This window comes from Candidatus Mesenet endosymbiont of Agriotes lineatus (genome assembly GCF_964019585.1).
GTDB lineage: Bacteria > Pseudomonadota > Alphaproteobacteria > Rickettsiales > Anaplasmataceae > Mesenet.
In genome coordinates this window covers 133,205-156,679 of the sequence record NZ_OZ026454.1, presented here as the reverse complement: position 1 = coordinate 156,679, position 23,475 = coordinate 133,205, and the positions used below count along the sequence as shown (strand labels likewise).

23 protein-coding genes, 3 tRNA genes and 3 pseudogenes are annotated in these 23,475 nt (G+C 32.6%); 20 read left to right on the top strand and 9 right to left on the bottom strand.

Features of this window, described 5'->3' with window-relative positions:
- The first annotated feature begins 54 nt into the window (after window positions 1–54).
- The 5 genes and pseudogenes from AACL19_RS00770 (at window position 55) to AACL19_RS00750 (ending at window position 2,655) form a co-directional block, all read left to right on the top strand.
- A complete protein-coding gene (locus tag AACL19_RS00770) occupies window positions 55–447 on the top strand; it encodes a 30S ribosomal protein S6 (RefSeq protein ID WP_339045875.1) in 393 nt (130 codons plus the stop codon).
- Window positions 448–523: 76 nt separating this feature from the next.
- A pseudogene (gene rpsR / locus AACL19_RS00765) lies at window positions 524–730 on the top strand (30S ribosomal protein S18); the annotation flags it as partial.
- An 18-nt stretch (window positions 731–748) separates the two neighbouring features.
- Window positions 749–1,273 (top strand): 50S ribosomal protein L9, encoded by a 525-nt coding sequence (gene rplI / locus AACL19_RS00760; protein WP_410519872.1) that lies wholly within the window; start codon window positions 749–751, stop codon window positions 1,271–1,273.
- A gap of 13 nt (window positions 1,274–1,286) precedes the next feature.
- A complete protein-coding gene (gene purB / locus AACL19_RS00755; RefSeq protein WP_339045871.1) occupies window positions 1,287–2,582 on the top strand; it encodes an adenylosuccinate lyase in 1,296 nt (431 codons plus the stop codon).
- Window positions 2,583–2,655, top strand: a tRNA-Met gene (locus tag AACL19_RS00750).
- Window positions 2,656–2,665: 10 nt separating this feature from the next.
- Here AACL19_RS00750 and AACL19_RS00745 read toward each other — a convergent pair.
- Window positions 2,666–3,316, bottom strand: a complete 651-nt coding sequence (locus tag AACL19_RS00745; protein ID WP_339045870.1) for an O-methyltransferase — start codon at window positions 3,314–3,316, stop codon at window positions 2,666–2,668.
- Between the two features lie 193 nt (window positions 3,317–3,509).
- Between AACL19_RS00745 and AACL19_RS00740 the strand changes: the two genes are divergently transcribed.
- From AACL19_RS00740 to AACL19_RS00725, 4 genes are all read left to right on the top strand, one after another.
- Window positions 3,510–3,956, top strand: coding sequence for a hypothetical protein (locus tag AACL19_RS00740; RefSeq protein WP_339045869.1), 447 nt, complete (start codon window positions 3,510–3,512; stop codon window positions 3,954–3,956).
- A 641-nt stretch (window positions 3,957–4,597) separates the two neighbouring features.
- On the top strand, window positions 4,598–4,906 hold the full coding sequence (rplU, locus tag AACL19_RS00735; protein ID WP_339045868.1) for a 50S ribosomal protein L21: 309 nt from the start codon (window positions 4,598–4,600) through the stop codon (window positions 4,904–4,906).
- A gap of 26 nt (window positions 4,907–4,932) precedes the next feature.
- Window positions 4,933–5,181, top strand: coding sequence for a 50S ribosomal protein L27 (gene rpmA, locus AACL19_RS00730; protein ID WP_339045867.1), 249 nt, complete (start codon window positions 4,933–4,935; stop codon window positions 5,179–5,181).
- A 13-nt stretch (window positions 5,182–5,194) separates the two neighbouring features.
- A tRNA-Ile gene (locus tag AACL19_RS00725) sits at window positions 5,195–5,271 on the top strand.
- A 419-nt stretch (window positions 5,272–5,690) separates the two neighbouring features.
- On the opposite strand, the gene AACL19_RS00720 is transcribed toward AACL19_RS00725, so the two are convergent.
- Complete coding sequence (locus tag AACL19_RS00720) at window positions 5,691–7,124, bottom strand: hypothetical protein (protein ID WP_339045866.1); 1,434 nt, start codon at window positions 7,122–7,124, stop codon at window positions 5,691–5,693.
- Between the two features lie 191 nt (window positions 7,125–7,315).
- Between AACL19_RS00720 and AACL19_RS00715 the strand changes: the two genes are divergently transcribed.
- From AACL19_RS00715 to AACL19_RS00675, 9 genes are all read left to right on the top strand, one after another.
- A complete protein-coding gene (locus AACL19_RS00715; RefSeq protein ID WP_339045865.1) occupies window positions 7,316–9,253 on the top strand; it encodes a hypothetical protein in 1,938 nt (645 codons plus the stop codon).
- 74 nt (window positions 9,254–9,327) lie between these two features.
- Window positions 9,328–9,400: transfer RNA gene (locus AACL19_RS00710), tRNA-Thr, on the top strand.
- Window positions 9,401–9,424: 24 nt separating this feature from the next.
- Window positions 9,425–10,144, top strand: coding sequence for a triosephosphate isomerase (locus AACL19_RS00705; RefSeq protein WP_339045864.1), 720 nt, complete (start codon window positions 9,425–9,427; stop codon window positions 10,142–10,144).
- 73 nt (window positions 10,145–10,217) lie between these two features.
- A complete protein-coding gene (locus AACL19_RS00700; RefSeq protein ID WP_339045863.1) occupies window positions 10,218–10,625 on the top strand; it encodes a TAXI family TRAP transporter solute-binding subunit in 408 nt (135 codons plus the stop codon).
- Entirely contained in the window at window positions 10,625–10,771 is a 147-nt protein-coding gene (locus AACL19_RS00695) for a hypothetical protein (protein ID WP_339045862.1), read from the top strand. Before AACL19_RS00700 ends, AACL19_RS00695 begins: the two co-directional genes overlap by 1 nt.
- A gap of 4 nt (window positions 10,772–10,775) precedes the next feature.
- Window positions 10,776–11,792 carry a tRNA (adenosine(37)-N6)-threonylcarbamoyltransferase complex transferase subunit TsaD gene (tsaD, locus tag AACL19_RS00690; RefSeq protein WP_339045861.1) on the top strand — a complete coding sequence of 339 codons (1,017 nt, stop codon included), beginning with the start codon at window positions 10,776–10,778 and terminating at the stop codon, window positions 11,790–11,792.
- Window positions 11,785–12,432 carry a tRNA (guanosine(46)-N7)-methyltransferase TrmB gene (gene trmB, locus AACL19_RS00685; RefSeq protein ID WP_339045860.1) on the top strand — a complete coding sequence of 216 codons (648 nt, stop codon included), beginning with the start codon at window positions 11,785–11,787 and terminating at the stop codon, window positions 12,430–12,432. Before tsaD ends, trmB begins: the two co-directional genes overlap by 8 nt.
- Window positions 12,419–12,757 (top strand): DUF721 domain-containing protein, encoded by a 339-nt coding sequence (locus AACL19_RS00680; protein WP_339046615.1) that lies wholly within the window; start codon window positions 12,419–12,421, stop codon window positions 12,755–12,757. Before trmB ends, AACL19_RS00680 begins: the two co-directional genes overlap by 14 nt.
- Window positions 12,758–12,916: 159 nt before the next feature.
- Window positions 12,917–13,048 carry a hypothetical protein gene (locus AACL19_RS00675; protein WP_339045859.1) on the top strand — a complete coding sequence of 44 codons (132 nt, stop codon included), beginning with the start codon at window positions 12,917–12,919 and terminating at the stop codon, window positions 13,046–13,048.
- A gap of 130 nt (window positions 13,049–13,178) precedes the next feature.
- Here AACL19_RS00675 and AACL19_RS00670 read toward each other — a convergent pair.
- The 5 genes and pseudogenes from AACL19_RS00670 to AACL19_RS00650 form a co-directional block, all read right to left on the bottom strand.
- Window positions 13,179–13,362 (bottom strand): annotated as a pseudogene (locus AACL19_RS00670) (IS4 family transposase); the annotation flags it as partial.
- Window positions 13,363–13,481: 119 nt separating this feature from the next.
- Window positions 13,482–13,624 (bottom strand): annotated as a pseudogene (locus tag AACL19_RS00665) (transposase); the annotation flags it as partial.
- Window positions 13,625–14,419: 795 nt separating this feature from the next.
- Window positions 14,420–16,210 (bottom strand): hypothetical protein, encoded by a 1,791-nt coding sequence (locus AACL19_RS00660; protein ID WP_339045858.1) that lies wholly within the window; start codon window positions 16,208–16,210, stop codon window positions 14,420–14,422.
- A 147-nt stretch (window positions 16,211–16,357) separates the two neighbouring features.
- On the bottom strand, window positions 16,358–17,815 hold the full coding sequence (gene guaB, locus AACL19_RS00655) for an IMP dehydrogenase (RefSeq protein ID WP_339045857.1): 1,458 nt from the start codon (window positions 17,813–17,815) through the stop codon (window positions 16,358–16,360).
- Between the two features lie 59 nt (window positions 17,816–17,874).
- Window positions 17,875–19,881, bottom strand: coding sequence for a hypothetical protein (locus AACL19_RS00650; protein ID WP_339045856.1), 2,007 nt, complete (start codon window positions 19,879–19,881; stop codon window positions 17,875–17,877).
- Window positions 19,882–20,470: 589 nt separating this feature from the next.
- Between AACL19_RS00650 and AACL19_RS00645 the strand changes: the two genes are divergently transcribed.
- Both AACL19_RS00645 and AACL19_RS00640 read left to right on the top strand, forming a co-directional pair.
- Entirely contained in the window at window positions 20,471–21,760 is a 1,290-nt protein-coding gene (locus AACL19_RS00645) for an adenylosuccinate synthase (protein ID WP_339045855.1), read from the top strand.
- Window positions 21,761–22,012: 252 nt separating this feature from the next.
- On the top strand, window positions 22,013–22,264 hold the full coding sequence (locus tag AACL19_RS00640) for a hypothetical protein (protein ID WP_339045854.1): 252 nt from the start codon (window positions 22,013–22,015) through the stop codon (window positions 22,262–22,264).
- 31 nt (window positions 22,265–22,295) lie between these two features.
- Here AACL19_RS00640 and AACL19_RS00635 read toward each other — a convergent pair whose 3' ends face one another.
- Complete coding sequence (locus AACL19_RS00635) at window positions 22,296–22,949, bottom strand: DsbA family protein (RefSeq protein ID WP_339045853.1); 654 nt, start codon at window positions 22,947–22,949, stop codon at window positions 22,296–22,298.
- Window positions 22,950–22,995: 46 nt separating this feature from the next.
- Window positions 22,996–23,442: a type II toxin-antitoxin system RatA family toxin gene (locus tag AACL19_RS00630; protein WP_339045852.1), complete on the bottom strand. Its 447-nt coding sequence runs from the start codon at window positions 23,440–23,442 to the stop codon at window positions 22,996–22,998.
- Window positions 23,443–23,475: the final 33 nt, after the last annotated feature.

Here is a 23,475-nt window from a genome sequence, read left to right as displayed (position 1 = left end):
CATGTTAAATGTTTTTATATAATTAGCCATTATATTACTTGTAGATAAGAAATAATGAGTCAAATGTTAGCGGCAGATAAAGTAACAAAGAAGCGTCTGTATGAATTTACCTTTATTGCTAATCAGAATTTAGTTCAAAACGAAGTTGATAACGAAGTTGATGATTTAATACAAGAATTAGGGTCTGTTTTAGTAGAAAATGAAGCAGAATTAGTGAAGTATAAGTACTCAGAGCTTTTAGACTTTACTTACCTTATTGATAGGGTAACAAGAGGTTATTACTGCATATTAAATATACTTGCCCCTCCTAGTGCAATGAATAAATTTGAACGCAAAGTAAAGCTTTGTGAGGACATTTTACGTTATTTTTATGTTAAGGTTGACGAGTTTCACGAAGGTAATTCATTTATAGTTCAACCAAGTACTGGTGGTAGAGAAAATGAATAGAATGAACAGGGATAGAAAAAAAACCAATGTAAGAAATAGTTCTAATGCCTTCTTACAAGCTGCTTACTCTAATTCAAAGCGCTCTAATAAATGTGCTTTAGATGGCTTTTTAGAGCATGAAATAGATTATAAAAATAGGGATTTATTGTCCAAGTTCACTTCTGAATATGGTAGAATATTGCCAAGAAGAATAACAGGTGTTTCTGCAAAAAAGCAAAGAATGCTTGCTCGTGCTATAAAGAGAGCACGTTTTTTAGCTCTTCTTCCTTATTGTGATAAGTAATTCAGTATGTCTCGTAGTATATCAGTAATTTTAAAAGAAAGTGTGAGAAAATTAGGTAAGGTTGGTGAATCTGTTAAAGTTAAGGTAGGTCATGCTCGCAACTTCCTTATACCTTATAATAAGGCAGTGTTTGCCACAAAGCAAAACTTAGCATCTTTAGAACAGCAACTTTTATCCCTTAAAGAAGAAAATGATAAAAAATTAAAAGAGGCTAAAGATATTGCATCGTCTTTAGATGGTAAATTTATAATACTAGTTAGGCAAGCTGCTTCAGAGGGTGGTAGATTATTTGGTTCGGTAACTGTTCGTGATGTTGCAGAAGCTTTAATGCAGATAGGATTTAGTATACATCATCGTAGTTTATCTTTTACAGACAACGTGATTAAAAGTTTAGGGGAATATACAATAAAAGTAGAATTACATGCAGAAGTTATTGTTCCAATCACCTTATACGTTGTTAAATCCAATGCAGAAGCAGATGAATTGCGCCAAGTAAAGTCTCAGATTGAAAAAACTGATAGTCAAATGTCTAATAACAATTAATCTATCTATAGGTATGATTCCTCGTTATAGTAGAAAAGAAATATCTTCTATATGGGAAGATGATTATAAATTTAAGGTGTGGCTTGAAATTGAAAGATTGGCTTGTGAAGCACAGGAAAGACAGGGAGTTATACCTAAAAGTGTTGCTGAAAAATTGAATCTAAAAGACTTTGATGTTACGCGTATTCAGGAAATTGAAGCTGATACCAAACATGATGTAATAGCATTTTTAACCTATGTTGCTGAGAAGGTAGGTGTAGATGTTCGTTATATGCACCATGGCATGACAAGCTCTGATGTTCTAGATACTTGCTTAGCTGTGCAGCTAAAACGCTCATCTGATATTTTGCTCGCGCATTTGAAAAATCTACTAAACGTTTTAAAGAAAAAAGCTGAAGATACAAAAGATATTATATGTGTTGGCCGCAGCCACGGTGTGCATGCAGAACCAATGATATTTGGTCTAAAATTTGCTAGATTTTATGCTGAATTTAAGCGTAACTATGAAAGACTTAAAAATGCACAAAAGGAAATCTCAACTTGTAAAATATCCGGTGCTGTTGGTAATTTTACTCACATAGATCCTTACGTTGAAAGATATGTAGCAAAAGCTCTTGGACTTAATCCTGAATCTATAGCTTCACAAGTTATTCCACGTGATCGCCACGCAATGTTTTTTTCAACTTTAGCTATTATAGCTGGTTCAATTGAAAACGTTGCTGTTGAAATTCGAAATCTACAGAAAACGGAAGTAATGGAAGTTTCTGAAAATTTTAGTATAAAGCAAAAGGGTAGTTCAGCGATGCCACATAAGCGCAATCCTATACTTAGTGAAAACCTCACTGGACTGTCACGTTTAATACGTAGTTATGTTATGCCTGCTTTAGAGGATATTGCTTTATGGCATGAGCGTGACATTTCCCACTCTGCTGTTGAAAGATGTATTGCTCCTGATGCTTGTGTAGCAATGGATTTTGCACTTGTTCGTTTAATAGATTTAATAGATAATCTAGTTATATATCCTGAGAATATAAAAAGAAATTTAAATTCTTTAAATGGCCTTGTATTCTCACAGCGTATTTTGCTTGAACTGATAAATATTGGTCTCGGTAGAGAAGAAGCATATAAGATTGTACAGCAAAGTGCAATGAAGGTTTGGGAAAGTAAAGGTCATTTTTTTGAAATGTTAAAAAAGGACAATGAGCTGCTAAAAATTATTACACCAGAAAGGCTTGAGTCTTTGTTTGATTTTACTTATTATACAAAACATACTGATTATATCTACAATCAGGTTTTTACTGAAAACTAAGGCTGAGTAGCTCAGTTGGTAGAGCGGGAGGATCATAATCTCTAGGTCGTGGGTTCAAGTCCCTCCTCAGCCACTATTAAACCTTATATTAACTTTAGGGCTATAGTCATATCTTCCTTTGTTGGTATAAGCATAGAATAGTATTTTTTGACATTTGCTAGCCTTGTATTAAAGTCCTTCATATTATACCATGACTTTTCTGATAACCACTTAGGCGGTGATTCAAGGTATATAGTATCAAAAAGCAAGGTGTTGTCCGCAATAATTAATCCCCTTTGACGTATATGTAGTTCTGCCCAATCCAGATAATCAGTATAACTTGCTTTATCTGCATCGATGAAAATCATGTCAAGGGGAGAATTGGCCTCAAGTTTTTTTAACTGATCTAGCCCATTACCCCGCATTAAAGTTATTTTATCATCGACTTTAAAGTCAGCAAAATTTTGAGCTGCTATGTCTGCATATTCGTTACTTTTTTCTATAGTGTATATATGTCCATCAGATGGAAGTGCTTTTGCCATTAAAATTGATGAATACCCGTATAAGGTGCCGATTTCCACTATGGTTTTTATGTTGTTCATCTTTATAAATAAACCTAGCAATCTACCTTCTTCTGCACTAATTTGTATTAAATATTTCTCCTTGTTAATAAAAGCTTCACCTAGTTCTGCATACTCTTTAGTAAATGTTTGTCTAATATATAATGACTTATCGTCTAAGTTTTTATCACGCATAATATAGCAGCAGTATCTTTTATTTATAATTATAATATAAAATGTTTATATGCTAAACATAAGTATGTAGCTGTTTATATTTTAAAATCTATTTATTCCATAGTCTTAAAACTTAAAGATCACTCCACTCCAAGATTATCTATTGATTTTATACTTATTTAGGCATATTATGCAATTAACTTAGGATCAAAAATTGTTATTCAGTAGTTGTATGTGTAGGTTGTATGCAATTTTAAATTATTGGTATTGTGGTCCGAGTGATACTAAAGCTGGTCAAGTTGCAAGAGTGACATGTTTGATCTCCACTATATTAATAATAATGGGCTGTGTGTTTTACTTTCCGTATTATGTTGCTACTGTTTATATAGATCATAGTAGAATCAAGCATAATACATACCCTTCTCTTTTTGTTAAGTTTTCTACTATATCATTCTACCTTGCATTATTAGGTTATATTGTAGCACCTATAGTAGGTCATGGATTGTGTGGTATGGTTAATGCAATATGTAGGGATCAAACTGTTAATATTGAACAAGAAGAAGGTTATGAACTACCTAGCAGTATTATAATATTACCTTCTTATCAAGAGCTCTTTTTTAGTGATGAACCACCTTCTTACGAAGAGATCTCAATAGTGTAATTAGGCAGTTGTATTAACACAAATTACGTAATAAATATTCATTTTACTGCTGAGTCTGTATGAGGCTTTCTTGAAGGCTTAAGTAGGATATATTGTAGTGGTGAATATTCAGACTTGGAGAGCTGCATATCAAGATGTGCTTACGTAACATTCAAGAGTAGTATAACTTCAAACATTGATCATTGGATTTATAAGTAAGTTAAAAACTATAATCGAAGAAAAAAATAAATATCAAGAAGAAAGTAGGAAATTAGATTTACAGAATGAAGTAGACCCTTTAAGAGATCTGCTGTTACAAGGTACCTTCTCCACCTTATCTAACGAACTTCCGTTATTTTATGGTGTACATGAATTGGTATAATTTTAAATAATAAGCTACTGCATGCAGTAGCTTATTATTACGAAGAGACTTCCAAAACACAGTTAAAGTTTATTTGGTAGCAGATGGACTCCCTTTATAGAATCCATTCATACTATTTTATGCTCTTATAGATTTATCTTAAGCACCTAATTTTAGCATTCTATTTTATAATTTTCCTAAAAAATCCCTATAAAATTGCAGTGCCAAGTCATAATGATCTATTGACAGATGGACATATATTAATTAAAGTTAAGCTCTAGAAGTTATTATAGATTTATCAATGTTTGCCGTTATAGAAACTGGTGGAAAGCAATATACTGTTAAAGAAGGTGATGTAATTAAAGTAGAAAAATTAAAAGCTGACCAGGGTGCTGAGGTATTGATCAATAATGTTCATTTTGTGAATGATCAATCTAGTCCAGTATTTAGTTCAATTAATGCTGTAGTTAAAGCTCAAGTTCTTGAACAGTGTAGAGGAGAAAAAGTTATAATTTTTAAAAAAAGAAGACGTAAACATTATAGAAGAAAAAAAGGTCACAGGCAATATCTTACTGTTCTGCGTATTACAGGCATTGATATAAAAGAATAATCAAAATGTATGGAGAAATATAACATATGGCAACGAAGAAATCAGGTGGTAGTTCTTGTAACGGTAGAGATTCGGCAGGAAGAAGGCTAGGTATAAAAAAAAATGGTAAAGTAATTCCAGGAAATATAATAGTAAGACAAAGGGGTACAAAATATCATCCTGGTAATAACGTTGGCATAGGTAAGGATCATACAATCTTTTCTAAGGTAGCTGGTTATGTTAAGTTTAGAAGGGGAAGAAACAAAAGAGTTTTTATTGATATAGTAGCTGCTTGAGGTAAATATAAAGGGGCCTGTAGCTCAGGTGGTTAGAGTGCACGCCTGATAAGCGTGAGGTCGGAGGTTCAACTCTTCCCAGGCCCACCAATTAATCATAAATTAATTTGAATGTAACCACAATTTACAATAATAGCTTCTTTTTTACTATATATAGTCCAATTCTAAAACTTTTATTCTTTCCTACTTGGTAAAGTTTTTGTTAATCCTCTCTAAAGGTAGTTTCCACTTTAAAAAAAGTGAAGGGTAGACCAATTTACAACCAGCTAAAGCAGTTGTAAAGTAGATTATGAGCTTTAAAACTTAGAGGTGTAAAAATCATTATTGTTATGATGAATTTCTTGTACTTCGATATATTTCTGTACATCCAAAGCATCTACGTTGCTAACTGTAACGGCAAATTGCCCAAATACCTTTTTCTTAGTTGCCTAAATTCCTGAAATGGCTACTTTAATATATTGTTGGATATTTGGAGACATAGAATATGTATATGATCACACTGACAATATCTACATAGTTTGCATTACTGCATCAACACATTCCGTACCACTATGTACCGAACTTGAATTAATATGGCTACTTGGTAGAGTTGACAAATCTACAGTAGATGACTGTTTTTTGATATCTTTCCCCTTACTTAAATAGTTTATTATTTGCTCAATTAAATTTTTGATTTTTAAAACTAGCTCTTCCATCATTTTTAGTATTGATTGTTCATCATTACACAATATCCTTTTAATCTTTTTCGAATTCTTTATGGCTTTTTGTATATCTTCATTTTCCAATACTTTATCAAACACGTCTCTTATATCTATAGACTGAACATTAAAGTTATCAGACAAGTTCTTAATCAAGCCATAGTCTTTTTTATCTACTGCGGTTTGAAGCGTACTTATTACACCATTTTTCAATCCATTAAGTGACAAGTAAGTAGCTTCTATTTTTTCTTTAAAATCTTCAGGATTTTTGCAAGAATCTATTCGTTCTAACTTATCTATATTATCCTTGGCTGTTTGAAGCTTCAGTTGAATACACTCTATATACCATTCTTTCATTAGCTTAATTACTTTTACTGAATTAGGACGTTCAGTTTGTTGTTTCTCATATTCTTTTTTTACCTCATCATGTTCTAATGCAATAATGAACGCCTCTTTAATCTCTATAGAATCAGTTTTGTTAAACTTATCATATAGATAATTAACAGTCTCATATGCTTCCATTGATATTGCAGTCGACAAAACGTTTACTAGATTAGTTGTTAATCCTTCTAACACTTTTTGCTTAGTAAAAATATCAGATGGTAAATTAGGTTTATCTGGATTTGTACTTAACTTATTTATAGAGTTATCAGTTGAATCCACATCTGACTCATTATCAGAACTAATACCTGAGTCGCTTTCTAAACTATTTAAAGACCCTTGCGATCTTGTCAGTTGTTTAGTTTGTTCAACCTTATTTTGTATATCCTGCTCTACTCTATTTAAGAATACGTCTATAAACTCAACATTATTATATATGGCAGCAGTTTCTAGTAATCCAAACATTGGGTGGCTATAATCACCTCGTAAGCATTTCACATAAATTTGCTCTACATCTTGTGATGTTAAAATTTTATCTAGTAGTCTTTTTTCTTTCACTACACCTGCAACTACAGTGAAAAAATCAATCTTTTCCACTTTTAATTCTGCTTCTAAACCTTTTAATTGATCGAGCAAACCTTTATTTTTCAGTATTGCTTCTATGCATTCTTCATTTAAAAATGATGCTAATAAGATACTTAAATTTTTTTGTATCGAAGTATCACTCTCAGGAAGACGAAAATTATAAAGGCCACGGCGAAAATCATTACGATTATCTATTTTTTGAATACCTTGCTCTATTATTAAATCTAGACTACTATGATCGTCCCCAGCTATTGCTTGCTTTAATACATCAACTAGCATCTCTCCCCCAATCTACGATACCTTGAACGGTAATACAAAATGTTTAATGTACTATTAAATAGTCTACGCTTTTTTTCACATATGTCATCTAAAATATAAAACTTATTTTATAATATTTAGATAAAAATACTTTGACAATTAGTATATAATATTAATATATTAAGCCAGTTTAAGAAATAAATGTTGTGCGTATGGTAAAAAAATTAGAGAAGAAGTTTAGCTTATATAACAATATGCAAACTACTGTTAGGACAGCTTTTAAAAGCATTAAGGATATATTTACTCTTAACTTTGGCAATGCATTCAAAAGGTGGTTTGTAGATAAAAAGTTAAACACACTAACTGCAGAAAAAAAGAATTTCTTATTAACACAGGAAGTAAGAAAGATAATTGTATCACAAGAATATCAAGATAAAAATATCACCGATACCCATAATGATTTAAAGAGGTTTGTTAATCACTTAGATGAGTTTCTAAGTGAGAAATTAGAGAAAAAAGTTGGAAAAAGTGTAGCAGAATTATTCTTTAATACTGAATTAAAATTAGAGGAATCGACAGAATTCGGTAAGTTTGTAGAAATTGCTACTAGCTTGCTAGAGAAAAACGAAGAGAAGAAAAAAGAAATAACAGAAGGTGCAAAAGCGCTAGAAAATATATCATACCCACTCACTGAAAAATACTTTCTATATCGTTACCTAGCAAAAGCAATAATTCATAAATCAGAGAAAGAAAACACTGTACAAGAAAATGGACCTTTACTGGAAGGCTCAAAAAAAGAACAAGAAAGTTATGAAGATGAAAAAAGTCTTTGTTTAAGCTTTTCAAAAGAAATTGATACACTTAAATCTTGTCAGAAGGAATCTAATGAAATAATACAGAAAGCAGAAGAGAAATTTAGCTCTAAGCATAAATATGTCAATGCTTTATTAAAAATATCAAATGCCGTGAACAGGCACTCAGGAAAAATAGCGGCAGCATATGTTGCTTATGTAGCTGCAATAACTGGAATCAGGTATGGACTTGAAGATGAGAAAGATAAGTGGTGGTATGAATACATTTCTGCACCTAGTACTGCTCTTGCTACTCTACAAATTTTTTCTTCTTTTCCACCAATACTATTTTCAAACACAAAAGCAGGCAAGATTGATGATTATATATCAAAAGACTTCCAAATTAATGATCTACAGTTTATAGAGAAAAATATTCCAGCATTTTCACATAATGTACCTTATAAAATAGCAAGCGTACTTAGATGGTTAAGCAATATGATGCTGCAACCTATTGACTTAATTCAAAATGATACTAAGGACTTAGTCCTTGGTTTGACTTCGCTGCGCTTGCTCACTCCTGCCGGCATTATAGAAGAACAAGGCAAAGTTGCGCATTTTGTAAAATGTGAACTGAGAAATTTTATAGCAGAAGCCTTAGTAGACAGTAATAAGGAATATATCAATCGTTTCTTTTATTTGTTACATGAACAAATGGGAGAGGGTACAAAGGACAAACTTAAGGAAGTATATAAAAAACTAACTGGAAAGCAAGATGTAGATCTTAGCAAGATTGTCTCCGATAAAGAAAAAAAACAAATATCAAGTTATAATTGGTGGCTAAAAGCAACTTATGTTGCTGCAACTATTGAATTCATTCTTGAGTACACATGTTTTGCTACCAGGAAATACGTCACTCAAGATTATGTTGATTGGTATGAAGATCCAATGTTTTATGCCCATACTGCAGTAAAGCTTATGCGCTTTGGTTCTTTAGTGCTATCTAGTAAATACGCTAATAAAATTGTAAAGTATTCTACAGGCAATGAGCTGACTAATGACACATATTTTAATGATTTTTTCTATAACAACGCAGCAAGAATGGTGTTAGCTATAGCTCCTTTAATAGTGTATGAATCCACTGGTGACGTAAAAATATTAAGCATAGCAACAGCAATTGATGTATTAACTACTGTAAGATCTGATATGAAGTGTGGAGATGCAATAAGTATGGCTAACGATTTTAGCACGAAAAAAGCAACAAATGAGAAATTGAAACTTAGAGGTCCACAGAATTCTAAGCTACAAGGAGTTGTTGTAGAGAGTCACAATTCATCACAACGAGTCAATGAGCGCAAATAGAAACATCATCAAACTATAGTTTAGAAGAAGGACTATTGACTTTACCTCTTTTTTTATATAAATCTAGAATTTATGCCGGCTTAGCTCAATTGGTAGAGCAACTGACTTGTAATCAGTAGGTTGTCAGTTCAAGTCCGACAGCCGGCACTTTTATTTTCTTCAAGTATAAGGATGTCTTTTTTAATAGTTGCCAATTGGAAAATGAACGGTTCACGTTCATCACTCACAAGTTTTACACATAGTTTAAACGAGTGTTTCCAAAGCGAAAAAATTAAGCTAGTTGTATGTCCACCATTTACTGCATTGCCAGATAAAATTGAGCTAACGCCTCATATCAAAATAGGTGCACAAAACTGTCACTATGAAGAAAAAGGAGCTTATACAGGAGAGATAAGTGCCAAAATGCTATCTGATCTAGGTTGTAGCTATGTAATACTTGGTCATTCTGAAAGAAAGTTGCAGTGTGGAGAAACAGACGACAAAATAAAATCTAAAGCCTATGCATCTTTAGCAGCGGGACTCCATCCGATTATTTGCATAGGAGAGACGCTACTTGAGAGAGAAAAAGAAAAAACTGAAGAAGTCCTATTGAAACAATGCAGAGATTGCCTTCCACATGAAGAAGAATACAAAAGCAGATATACAGTAGCTTATGAGCCAGTCTGGGCAATAGGACAAAAGTCCATACCTGACATTTCTTTAATTACTGAAACCATAGAGATAATACAGCCTCATGTTAGGTCACAAATTATATATGGTGGCTCTGTCAATTTAACAAATGTTGAAGAATTAGTCCATACAAATAAACTATCAGGATTCTTAATTGGCAGTGCTAGCTTGAATTTTTACGAATTTTTCGATATTATAAAGAAAGTTGAAAGTCTTTTATAATGTTGAACAGAAGTGGAATTTAGAAAGTACATAAAATATTCTATACTACTATTTGTTCTTATAGCTTTAACATATGTACATGCGAAAGAAAGTAAAAAAATCCTTAAATATAGGTACTGGTTCAATTATAGGTATTTATTACCCAATTGGTAGCACAATATGCAGGCTTCTTGCGCAAGATAGTGATAAAGGAAAAGTAATGTGCTCAGTTGCCTCTACTACGGGGGGCGCATATAATATAAACTCAATGCGTAATGATGATTTTGACATCGGTATTGCTCAGTCAGATTGGGAATACATTGTTTATCATGGCGGTGAAGTTTTAAAACTAAAGCCAATGCATGATTTAAGGCTTCTTTTTTCAATGCATAAAGCATATCTTACTCTTGTAGCTAGGAAAGGTTCTAATATTAATACAATCAACGGTATAAAGGGTAGAAGGATAAATATAGGTGCACAGGAACTGGAGCCAGAAGCATGATGATAGCACTTATGGACGTAAATAACTGGACAAAAAAAGACTTTGCTGTAACTTCAGAGCTTAAAACATCTGAACAAGCACAGGCATTGTGTGACAGATGTAATTGGGCATCCAAATGGCACTATGCAAGAAATAGGATTACTTAAATAGATGGATAAAATCGTTTTAGCCATAGAAACAAGCTGTGATGAAACTGCGGTAGCTGTTATAAAAAGTAATAAGCAAATTTTATCACATGAAATTCTATCACAACAAGAACATAAAACATACGGCGGTGTTTTTCCAGAAGTGGCATCGAGAGCTCACATGGATAATCTTGAGCATTTAGTAAAACAAGCAATGAAAGGTATAAAATTTCGTGATTTAGATGCTGTAGCAGCTACCGCAGGTCCAGGACTCATAGGCGGATTAATAGTTGGGCTTATGATGGCTAAAGGAATAGCAAGTGCTGCAGGTAAACCTTTTATTGCTATTAACCATCTGGAAGCTCATGCACTTGTCGTCCGACTACTGCATACAGTGGAATTCCCTTTCTTACTTTTAATAGTATCGGGAGGGCATTGTCAATTTTTAGTTGCTCAAGATGTTGGAAAATATACTCAACTTGGTACAACTCTTGATGATTCACTTGGAGAGACGTTTGATAAAGTGGCAAGAGTTTTAGGTCTTCAGTACCCTGGAGGACCTATAGTTGAAAACAAAGCTCTCAAAGGAGACAAAAAAAAGTTTAATTTTCCCAGAGCACTCATAAAACGCCCAGGTTGTGATTTTTCATTCTCTGGAATCAAAACATCAGTGAGAAATTTAGTGCAGAAAATTGAAATAAATGAGGAAAATATATGTGATATATGTGCTTCTTTTCAAGAATGTATAAGTGACATATTAATAGATAGAATTAATAATGCTTGTAGTATGCTAAAATCACTTAAGATACAAAATTTCGTTGTAACTGGCGGGGTTGCAGCTAATAATTTCCTTAGAAGCAGAATAGAAGAGTGTGCCTTGCAGAATAATTTAAACATATTTTTTCCTCCAAATAATTTATGCACTGACAACGCCGTTATGGTTGGATGGGCTGGGATTGAACGTTTGCAAAAGAATCTTATAAATTCACTTGATTTTCCGCCAAAAGCAAAATGGCCACTGGAGAGCTTGCAGGATGCATGAGGAGATAAGAATTATTAAATCATTTGCAAGAAGATCAACTCTAAAAAGAGGCGATAAAGAGCTGCTGGATAAATATATGGTTAACAACAATAAAGAATGGATAGAAAAAACAATTTCCCAAAAGAGGGTTTGGTTAGATATTGGTTTTGGTGGTGGTGAAAATATCACTGTCCAAGCAATAAGCAATCAAGATGTTATAATAATAGGTTGTGAACCTTACCTTAAGGGAGTATCTTCTTTATTAAAAAAAATAGAGCAAAACAATATAAAAAATATTCTTATATGGCCAGATGATGTTAAAAAAATAATAGTCAATATTACAGACTGCATCTTAGAGAAAATATTCATACTCTTTCCTGACCCATGGCAAAAGAGACCACATAATAAAAGAAGATTGGTTAGCTCTGAGTTCTTAAAGCTTTTAACGAAAAAAATGATATTAAAAGGTGAAGTAATAATATCTACTGACTACCCTGAATATGCAAAGTGGATGCAAGAAGAAATTGAGAAAAGCAATACGTTTACTTACACCAAAATCAGTGAAAATGAAATTGAAAACTACACTAAAACAAAATACCATAAAAAAGCAATAAAAGAGCAAGTAATATTTTTTAAGTTAATCTATGATTGTCAAATATAGAGGCCCAAAAAAGCTCAGATCAATTGTAGAAAGTTGTGCTTCTAAGTGCATAAAAAAGGAAGTAAGCAAAATTGAAATTCGCCTTCTGCTAAACTGGAGAAATATTGTTGGCAGCGAAATATCTAGAGTTAGTGAACCAGAGAAAGTTGTATTTTACCAAAATACAAACTCTGGTATACTTCATTTACTTGTAACAAATAGTAGCATGGCTTTGCAAATTCAACATCTTAGTTTGCTTATAATAGAAAAAATTACTGTTTTTTTTGGCTATAAAGCAGTTTATGATATCAAAATCAAACAAAGACCAAATTATGATAAACTCTAAAGCCAGATTAACATCCTATTCTTCTAAATTTGTTATCCTATAACTATAAACTAATGTCCCCCTGTAAAAACTATTGATTATAATAAATAAGTATATGATTTCTAATTTTAACTACACATTATAACCCATTCACTAGAGGTGATAGGATAAGGATTTAAAATGCCAGCAGTTAAGGAAAAAAGCAATGTAAACATTGGATGTACAAAAGATTTAAGGTTACGAATGGCAGAAAAAACTCGGAGTACAAAATTAAATTTGCGCAAAACTCTATCGGAAATGGCTAAATTTTAGGGTAATATTAATTTTCGAACAATACATAGAGGATGAAAAAAAGACCTGCGGATATAAAGAAAGAGATGAAATTTAAAGGAATTGTGAAGATGAAGGGAGTATTCCCCAAACCATAGGGGTGAAGATAAGAAGCAAATGTTAGAAGATTCAATGAACTTAAGGTTTTTTCTACACCTGTCTTTCACAGAAAATTGTGTCCAGTCTGTGATAAGTTTTTTTAGAAAAATTCTCAAATTAACGCTAACTCTAATCCTTCTTTTTAGTTCAATGAACGCCTTTGTTAAACTCAGCTCTTTCAGTTTTGTACAACCCATGAAATATACCTAACCCAATTTCCTAATTCTTGAACACAAAATTGATAGCAGCGTTAATATCAGGCCAAAAGGTTGGTAGTGTTTTTCTCACAGCGTGTTTAATGGTAAACCAAATATGGGTTCAGATCCGGCGAATATGGAGGTAAAAACAGCGCTCTACATCCAGCTTCTTCAATTTTGTTTTTATGGATTTATCAAGTACTATAATTTGTCCGGGTTTTAATACTGGAACTAGAATATTTTCGATATAAGCCTCAAAAATTTCACTGCCTGCAAAAACCATTAGCTTGGTTTAAAGCTCCCCGATTCTTTTAAACGCTGGTCAAACAATCTCTTGCAGCCCATCCATATGCATAAAATTCATCAATGCCAGATTCATCTATGAATATCAAATTTTCTTCTTAGCTATACTTTCTACAAAATCATCTCTTTCCTGATACAGAAATTTATATGTATAACCAACTTTTTTGCAATACTGTGCTTTTTACCAAATTTTTCGATTATTTGGTCAACTGTAATATCCTGATTTTTATATAAAAATTTGTTAAAATCATCTATATTTTTGATTGTATGACTATCTCCTTTTTAAAAGCTGGTTTTACATTATCTCCTCATCTTACGCCATCGGTATATTGTCGATATTGAACATCTCTTTTCATGCTCATCTTTCTTTCATCTACCACTTTTTAAACTCGTTCTCTCAAATCTTCACTATATGGTTTTAACTCCTCTTTTACCTAATATACCTTTTTATCACACAACCTTACTTGGGGCAATCTATCATGTGTGAGCTATAGAAGCTTGGTGAGCAGAACTTTCAACTTGCGTTTCTCCAAGTGATGGACTTACTCCCTCATTTGAAGATGGTAGTCTCTTCTCTACTTTAGGTCTAAGTTCTGCATATGTTGTATCTGCACACTTCCCTTGCGCATCATACCAGTCTTGTCCACTTGCAACTTCATCACTTAAGCCATTGTCAAGTGTTTGCTTTCTTTCTCTTCTTGAGGTCCATCAACTCCTGAACACTGAGGATTCTGTAATCCATCATTTTGCACTGCTAACGTATCTGCGCTTGTGTTTGTTTTTTTAAAGGTAGAGGTGGTGATGGTGTTTTGTTTGATCCACATGAAAAATTTTCTTTCACTGCATTTGCTACCTTACTCGCATCTTCATCAGAGAGTCCTATTCCTCCACTGGTAGAATCATTTTGTTGGTTATTGTTTGGTAATAGCGGTTGCGTGTCTTCTGTTACAGCAGATATATCTCTTTTTGCCACCGTACCTTGCTCATTTTCTAGTACCTCTTCTTCTTGCCCTTCCTCTATTATTGGCAAAGTAGCGCACTTGTTGTTAATATTATCATCGCACTGTTCATATTTAACAAACATGGGTTCCGTATGCTTCTTATTAGAAGTTCTCCTGTTTACATAGCAGCAAATTGCGCATACAACACCAATACCAAAAATTAGTAATGCAAATCCCACTATCACTGCAATATGGCTCTTATCAATATTATCATCTTGCTCAGGTTTACTGGTAGTGGTGCTATGATTAGCACTGATAATGGATGTATTAGTACTATTATTATAGCCTATTGCTGGGGTGGTGTTTGTAAGCAATAAAATACTTGAAACTATTGTTGTAAGTGCGGCGGCAGCTTCAATAGGCTTAGAATTACAGTTAAAAGGAGATGAGATTTTACTTACAGGCCTTTTGTGACTTAATCCATCTGTAAAGTAATATCTATATCCTTTAGTGTTGGGAATTTTTTTAAGCGATGTTAAGAAATCTGTTTTGTTAAAAGGTTTACAATTCTCTAATTTAACTCTAGTACTATTTCCGTTTTCTTTAAGATAAACGTTGTAATATACGTATTGTGTTATTACCTCAAAAGCTCTTGATTGAGGTTGATCACACTTAAATGTCAAATTTTCGTCATTAACTTTTAAATTCCATCTCTTATTCTCTCCAAGATATGAAACTTTCATTGTATTACCAGCAATGTCAGTTATTTCAAATCTACTAAAGCCGACGTATACATTACTATCTGTATAAAGTTCGTCCGCCTTAAAACTTAATTCATTTTCAAATTTTTCTAATTTTTTTCCAAAGAGATTATCAATAATACTAATATATTCTTTGCTACTAAAGTATGGTCGTTTAGGATAACATACCTCTTGGTCAGGCATTAAACCACTACCTGGACTTACCGTACCATTTTCTTCTAGTGCATCAGTGATGTTTTGAATTTCACTTTTTGCTGAGTCAAACCATGCATCTACTGCCTCTGAGTTGTTAAATTTATCTAATGTTACTTTTCCTGCAGTTGTGAATAGACGGCAGTATTCTGTAGGATTGTTCTCTGTCATGTTAGTTATATCTATCTTATAGAAGGCAGATCTATGTTGACACATTTTAAACTTTTGTACTAATTGTTCTACTGTAAACAGCTCATTTGCTTCATAATTAGTGCTGTTATATGGAATGACTGGATTAGTTTTATCAAAAAATTGTTGTATTACAAACCTTAAAAATTTATCCTCGATGCTACCAGAATGAAGCTGAGTTATGCAATTTTTATGTACTTCTTTATGTGCTTCATGATAGATAATACAACTTAAATTACCAATTTCTTGATCACGTGCACTACAATACTGATTATTATTTGATAACTCAAATACTGTTGCAGTATTTGAAGATACAAATGCAACTGATTGATCTTGTTCTTTATTTTTTTTGTAGAACATTCTGATTTTGCCATCATTTTCAGCGAGAGACTCAAATTTTGGTTTAATATAGTTATCAATGAAATCATCATATTGTTCACTTAATGTGTTACTTTTTGGCATATAGTGCACCCCAATCAATCTATTAAAAATAGTATTACTAGAAATTATTCTATAACTTCTACTTATACTAGAAAACGGTAATAGCAAAACAACTATCAATTGTCAACTTTAAATTGAAAAATTTATTTAAAATTCTAGTAAAAAGAATTATTCTTCGATTGTGCAGGCGTAATTTGGGGCCTCTTGAGTGACAATTACATCGTGAGTATGGCTTTCCCTAAGCCCTGCTGACGTTATAACAGCAAATTTGCAATTTCCCTTCATCTTCTCTATGTTTCCATTTCCGGTATAACCCATAGCAGATTTAAGCCCACCAATTAGTTGATGGATAATGCCTGCTACCTGTCCTTTAAGTGGCACCCTACCTTCTATTCCTTCTGGAATAAGCTTCTCTTGCAGATTTTTATCTTGAAAATAACGACCTGCTGATCCTTTCTTCATAGCACTAATTGAACCCATACCACGATATGCTTTGTATGCTCTTCCCTTATATATTATAACTTCACCGGGGCTTTCCTCAGTGCCAGCAAATATAGAACCTATCATAACAACATCCGCACCAGCAGCTATGGCTTTTGCTATATCTCCTGAATATTTTATTCCTCCATCAGCAATAACTCTAACATTAGTACCCTTACAACTTTTTGCTACATTCATAATTGCGGAAAACTGCGGCATGCCAACTCCAGTGACAATTCGTGTTGTACATATTGAACCAGGTCCTATACCGACCTTGACTGCATTAACCCCTGCGTCAATTAATGCTTGTGCTGCTTCTGCTGTTGCTATATTACCACCTATAATTTGCACCTCTGGATATCTTTCTCTAATATCCCTTATAGTATCTATAACTTTTTTGGAGTGTCCATGAGCTGTATCAACAATAAGTACATCAACTTCTTCATTAATCAGCGCTTCACATCTTTCTATATCTTGGGTGCCAACTGCTGCTGCAACCCTTAGACGACCATCATCATCTTTGCAAGAATTGGGATATTTATCATATTTTTCGATATCTTTAACTGTAATTAAGCCTATACATCTAAAATCATCATCAACAACTAAAAGTTTTTCTATCTTATATTGATTTAAAAGCTTCATAGCCTCGCTGCGCTTTATCCCTCTTTGTACTGTGACTAACTTGTCTTTTTTTGTCATGACTTCGTAGACTTTTCGCTCTTTGTCTTCGATGAATCTCACATCTCTGTTTGTTAAAATACCAATTAGCTCATTACTGAGACCAGTAACAACTGGCATGCCAGAATAATTATATTTATTCATTATCGATAAAGCTTTAGATATAGTGATATCTGGAGATATGGTAATTGGGTTATATACTATCCAACTTTCATATTTCTTGACTTTTTTAACTTCAGCTATTTGTTTTTCTATAGATAAATTTTTATGGATGCACCCAATACCCCCATGCTGAGCAATTGCTATCGCAAGCTTTGCTTCAGTTACAGTATCCATTGCAGCTGAGATAAGAGGAATGTTCAGCTTTATATTGTCTGTTAAATATGTTGTAACATCTGCAGACACAGGTAGAACACAAGACTTAGCTGGTATAAGTAAAACATCATCAAATGCGTAATAGACTTCCATTTTTATTCTTTAACCTTATCTCTAATGCTATAATTTTTAATAGATAGTGCAATTATATTTTATCTGATTACATTTAATTTTGATGCTTTTTTCGATAGAACTGAGATGGATGAATCTGTTAATTCGGAATTAACAGACTGCTCCTTCTTAGATTGTTTACCAATTTGACAAAATATTTGATGTATCATCTCATGACATGAGTTTTGGAAAGTATTTTGTGTTAAGAAGAGGTCACCACTGTATTGTTTAATATCCTTTATCACTTCTGCTCTTACTTCATTGTTACTCTCTAAATCACAATAGAGCTTAATTATCATTTTAAAGTCCTCATCTGTAAACCTCTGTACCGTTTCCTCGTTTATGTTTACAGACAACAAAAGATTGTTTAGTGACTTTTGGTAGCACTCAATTGCATGCTCTACTTTTTCTACGTCATCAAAAGCTCCATCAACGGACCCCATATGTCCTAAGTACCGTAAACAGCTGTAAGGAGAAGACTTTACCACACTCTCTGACAAGGCGTTCAAAAAACCTAGTGCGTTATTATTCTCTTTTAATTTTGTTGCCATTTCTTCTCCACATAAATCTATTGCAAAATCTTCAATCTTCTTATAAAGGATGATAAATTTATTTAGAGAAGCCATAATAACTGTGGCCTTGCTCTTTAATGACAAGCAATATCCTGCTTTTAAATGATCAGGTTTAGTACTGAAGCTAGAGACAATCTTTACATAAGGTAAAATTTGATTATAATAAAACAATACCCCTATTGTCCTTATATCTAAACCACTACTAGGAAACACCACCTTTAAAACTTTAGAAAACATACTAATTAAACCTCTCCTACTAATAAAAAAACCGTTACCACTTTCAATGAATTGTTTTGCCAGCGCCTTTTGCCGCTTACAATATTCCTGGTTACTCAAATCTATTGATTGCAAATAGAGATTAGGTAAGGGCTCAATATAAGGAACAAATAAGCCATTATACATCAGTAGCTCTATTTTTTCTTTGCCTAAGCATGGTACTTCTTGATACTCATACATTTTATGTTTATATTTAATTAGCTCTTTATTACCTACATATATCTTTTTTCCTCTCTCTATTATTTCATCTGCATTTATTGAGACCTCTTCTATGTTAGGTAGTGCTCTATAATTTACCCAACCTTCAGAAAAACTATATATCTGTTCCTTATACATTCTAATGCTACTAACTAACGGCAAAAACAGGTTGAGAAGGTCATGGAGGTCTATTTTATAAGTATTACTAGCAACTAATGAATGTACATTTCTTAGAACATCTAAATCTTCTTCAAGTGTTAAAGTACTATAGAATATACAATCCAAAATTCGTGCAATATCAAGTTTTGACTTAACATCAGCCATACTATTTGTTTTAAAGGTTGCCGCTGCTTTTCTGTCTGTAGCAGAATTCAAAAGGAATTTAGCATCGTTTATGAACTGCGGCGCGTTATACCTATGCACTCCTTTAGGCAATTTTTTCGTGGAAACCAACATTGTGAAGTGATCAGATGATTCAGTCTGATAAAAAGTATATCCATACTCTTTTTCCATTCTTATAAGCTCAAAACATTTTGATTTTGAAACTGCATATAAAGAATCAATCTCTAATTTGTTATAGTTTAATATTGTGGGCAATAAACCTTTTGATGAGATAAAACCCTCGTAATCTTCCAAAGTGGTTTGACATAACTCCTCTCCTTTTTTTGTCTGCATCACAAAGATTCTTAATAAGCAACTGTTGTTACATAGCTCAGCATGTGGAAAAGAATAATCTTCACCCGGCTGCATATGAATGCAAAGTTGCTCAAGCATCTGTTTTTTAAATTTATCTGCTGTGTATAATCGTGTATCATTACTCAGTTCGCTTGTTTTTGGAATAGCTTTTACCACCAATATCAAATTATCTGTACTCCTATTGCAAACTTTTATGCATTTAAATTGAGCCAAGATCAAGTTAAAAAACTGACTGTTTGATAATTTTTCTACAAGAGCATCTACTACATCCTTGCTGATTTTTGTTCCGCTTTTATATTCTAACATGATGTTCTTTAAGGGTATAGAGGGTATAAAATGATCTGAAGGTTTTACAGTTAAAAGGGTATACAGCTGATCCGATGACATCTTTTTTATTAAGAGTAGCACCATTTCTAAGTTAAATAATGCAGCAACCTGAAAGGCGTATAGCTATTTGCTTTCTGTTCTTGTAAGAGCTCAAACAATGTTCTTTGAGGCACTTTTTTTATAAGAATTGATAATATATCGAGATTGTTACCAGACATTGCTATTAAATGCAAAATGCCCTTAGACTTATCAGTTTCTAGTTCTAACAACTTAAATAAGTGTTTCTGTAAAAGTGCTTCTATTAGGTATCTGAATGACTTTTTTCTAGGGGATTCTCCCATTAGTACTTTCAATATTCTAGTTTGATAATTCCAACTAAACAGTATTAATATTTTAAAATAAAGGATTTTTATCCTCCTAATTAAATGAGCTAGCAAATTCTCTCCCTCTGTAAAATGATTCTATATATGCTGTTTTTAGAATAAAATAAACACTTTTTTAATTAATTTAAGAGAATTGACATTACGCATCTATATTGTTAACTATAACTTTTATATTAAGACGCTAGATGACAAAACACATAACAGTTGTTGGTATGCAATGGGGCGATGAAGGGAAAGGAAAAATAGTTGACTGGCTCTGCAATAAAGCAGATGTTGCCCTACGTTTCCAAGGGGGAAATAATGCTGGGCACACCATAGTAATTGACGACACTGCTTATAAACTTAACCTCCTCCCTTCTTCAATACTTAGGAATGATAAATTATCTATTATAGGTAATGGTGTAGCGTTAGATGCTAGTGCACTGATGATGGAGATAGAAAATCTTAAAAGCGTAAATATAGATGTTGGACCACATAATTTACTGATATCTGAAAACTGTCCTTTAATATTGAATTTACACAAACAAAAGGAAGAATTATTTGAAAATTTGCGTGAGCAGCAAAGAATTGATACAACAAATAAGGGCATAGGGCCGTGCTATGAAGATAAGGTAGGCCGCAGAGCTATTCGTCTGTGTGACCTGCAGGATCATAATACGCTTAGAGAAAAAGTCAGTATTTTACTTCAGTATCATAATACTTTAAGGAAGGGAGCGGGGCTTCAACCCCTAGCACAGGAAGAGGTCATAAACGAACTGGAAAATATCTCTCAAAAGATATTGCCATATTTACAAGCAACTTGGCAAATATTGGATAAATTAAAGCCAGATAAAAGAATTATCTTTGAAGGTGCGCAGGGAATACTGTTAGATATCGATCATGGTACATATCCTTTTGTTACCTCTAGCAATACCATTGCTCCTTATGCAGCAGTAGGCTCTGGCATATATTGCAAAGATTTACATGTGCTTGGAGTTATGAAAGCTTATATAACAAGAGTAGGAAATGGTCCATTTCCAACGGAACAAAAGAATGAAACAGGAAAGTTATTATTTAATATAGGTAAAGAAGTAGGTACAGTAAGTGGCAGGGAAAGGCGTTGTGGCTGGTTTGATGCAGTTTTAGCCAAGCAAGCTATCTCGCTCGCTAAAATATCAAGTATTGCCTTAACTAAACTAGATATTCTTGATAGCTTTGACGTAGTTAAGATTTGCACTGGCTATAAATTTGACAATAAGATTTATGATTATTTGCCTGCATTGTCTTCAGTGCAGCAAAGACTAGAACCAGTGTACGAAGAATTACCAGGATGGAAGAAGAAAACGAGCGATCAATCTACTTTAACAGGCTTACCAACTAATGCTAGGAAGTATATTGAAAGGATAGAAGAACTCCTAGAAAAAAGAATAAGTTTGATCTCAACAAGTCCAAAAAGAGATAATATGATTGTTACTGATAGTCATTTTATCAATTAATACAATTAAACAAAAGTCTTATTATTTAATTATTTTGTTTGATAAGATCAACATTTTAATATACATCAAAAATTGCTTAGATTCTATTAGAGATAAAAATAGGTTTTTGAGATAAATCAGGAGTCACCAAATAAAAAACTACTGAGGAAATACAATGAGATGAAGAAATAAAAATGATAGACATAATTAAATATCTATATTACCCTCAAAAAGGGTTAATGAATTTTCTATTTAATATGGGAGGGAGTTATTATGTGTTCTTACTTTAGTAACATTATAGAAAAAGTATCATCTAATAAAAGTGATGGAGCCGATATTTTACGTAATCCTGCTTATCGTGAGAAGTATATAGAAAGAGTTGTTGAAGCGCAAAAGAATAGTGCGGATTTAGTTCAGTATTATGATGGTAATATTGTTATTATTAAAGATAAACCTACTTTATATACCTATTCTTGGGATCCAAATAAAATGGATTTCGAACGTGCTAAAAAAAGTAAAGAATAATATTATTATTCTTTTTAGCAATATAGGGTGATCATTTTATTATACTATCGAATAAAGCAGTAAAATATTTTAGGTTATGTACACTTTCATGTCTTTTACCGTTTATAAAAAATACAGGTGTTCCTGTGATTTTAAGTTTTTCAGCAGTTAAAAGTGTTTGATTTATTATTGTATTGAGTATATTTGAGTCATTTATACATTGATCAAATCTTTCCTTACTGATATTACTTAACTTTGCTATATTTTCTAGAGCACTAAGGCTACTTAATTTATTATTCCAAAAATTTGTCAAGCTAAACACCGCTTTACTAAAAGCAAAGTAATCAGCTGTATTGTAGTAACAATGCCCAAGCATTGATGCTTTTAAAGATTTATAATCTAGTGGGAAGCTGCGAAATATAAAAAGCACTTTACCAGTTTTAATATATTTTTCCTCTATTACTGGAAGAATGTTTATATGGAAAAGAGCACAGTGATAACAGGAAAACGAAGCATATTCTATCATAGTAACAAGAGCATTCTTATTACCAATTACTCGATCATCTGGTAATACCTTTAAAAGATCATCTGCTGCTAAATCGGAAACATCAGTTAATAATTTAAAATTACTATCAAAATACTGCCCCTTAGCTCCACTTAAGCAAGTAAAAATTAATACTAAAAATAACAAAACCTTGCTGTACATTAACCACAAAATTTTAAGTACCTTAATTATACAATTAAAATTCACGTTATGTCAATAAGTGTATCCTTTTTTTAAAAGCAGAAATAATTTTTTTTTGTGCGTGTTTATAAGCCATACTAAATGGCTTTTGCAAAAAAGAAGATTTGAATTCAAATTCAATATAAAATTTAACTATAGTTCTATTCTCATCTTGAGGTATAAGCTCCCACACATTATGTAAATACTTGAATAAACCTTGTATAGCTCTAACCTTTATTAAACAACTTTGTTGCATACTTGGCAAATTAAAAATTATTTCACAAGTATACCTTCCCTTGATACCTTTAAAACTTGCAACCACATCAGCAACAACCTTACAATGGCTTTTTTTGATAACATTTACTGCTACACACCACGGTATAAATTCAGGATATTTTTCTATACCAATTATCAACTCAAACAACTTGTAAATAGTAAAATTTAAGATACTCTCATCTTCATATTTATAGATCACTTTTATTCTAGTTTATTCTAACCTACAAACAAC